Source organism: Psychrobacter sp. Ps6 (genome assembly GCF_022129235.1).
Classification (GTDB): domain Bacteria; phylum Pseudomonadota; class Gammaproteobacteria; order Pseudomonadales; family Moraxellaceae; genus Psychrobacter.
Genome location: NZ_JADQAI010000179.1, coordinates 1 through 1,085 on the forward strand (window position 1 = coordinate 1; position 1,085 = coordinate 1,085).

Annotated in this window: 1 protein-coding gene; it reads left to right on the forward strand. The window is 42.9% G+C overall.

Going from position 1 to position 1,085, the window contains the following annotated elements; all coding sequences use genetic code 11:
- Positions 1-202 precede the first annotated feature (202 nt).
- Positions 203-1,085, forward strand: an 883-nt coding sequence (locus I3255_RS14715; RefSeq protein ID WP_238039498.1) for an OmpA family protein, incomplete at its 3' end; no start/stop codon positions are given.

The following is a 1,085-nucleotide window of genomic DNA, read 5'->3' on the forward strand; positions in this document are numbered from 1 at the left end:
TGAAAAATTCTTATTCATTTTAAACTGCCACAAATTAGCGCTAACATAATGGTTTTTTGCAAGATTTTAGCAAAAAAACACAATATAATTGTGTCATTTACTAATAATCATGTATCATAAACACAATTGTGCGAGCTGTTGTGGTTATAAGCACAATGTAATAACAGTTCTCTTACACATTTAGGAATATGGACGAATAGCAATGAAAAAAAGCTTAATGATTCTTCCTCTTGCTCTGCTAGTATCAGCAGCAGCAAATGCAGCAACTGATAACCCATTTTACGCAGGTGCTCGTCTAGGTAACGCTTTTTACGACAGCGTAGGTAACGGTATTGACGTTGATAACACTAACCTAGCAGGTGGTGTGTTCGCAGGTTACCAATTCACACCTTGGTTTGCTCTTGAAGGTGGTTACACTAACCTAGGTTCTGCATCAGTGACCAATGGTATTGGTAAATTCACAGCTCAAGGCGCTGATATCGTAGGTAAATACTCTTACGCAATCAACGATAAGCTTGATGTTTTTGGTAAGCTAGGTACTTTCTACTACGATTGGCACGCTAAAAATGGCGCACAGGGAACTGACCACGGTTGGGCAGCAACTGCAGGCGTTGGTGCTGAGTACTTCTTAACTAAGAACATCTCTACAGCAGTTGAATACCAGTACTACAACGATGTAGGCGGTGCTGACATTCACTTCGCAGGTGTATCTCTAGCTTACCACTGGGGCGCTCCAGCACCAGTAGTTGCAGAACCTGTATATGTTGATCAAGTATCTGTTGAAACTCTAGAAGAGCTTAAACTGGCTGTTCCTTTCGCATTCGACAGCTCTGCACTATCTGCTGGCGACCGTGCTAAACTAGCTCCTTTCGAGCAACGTCTACAAGCACAAGATGCAGCACAAATCTACGTTGTTGGTTACACTGACAGCAAAGGTTCAGAAGCTTACAACCAGAAGCTATCTGTTAAGCGTGCTGACGCTGTTGCTGAAGCTTTACGTAGCGTAATGAACGTTGACGGTTCTCGCATCATCGCTGAAGGTCGTGGCGAATCTAACCCTGTAGCATCTAACGCTACTGCAGAAG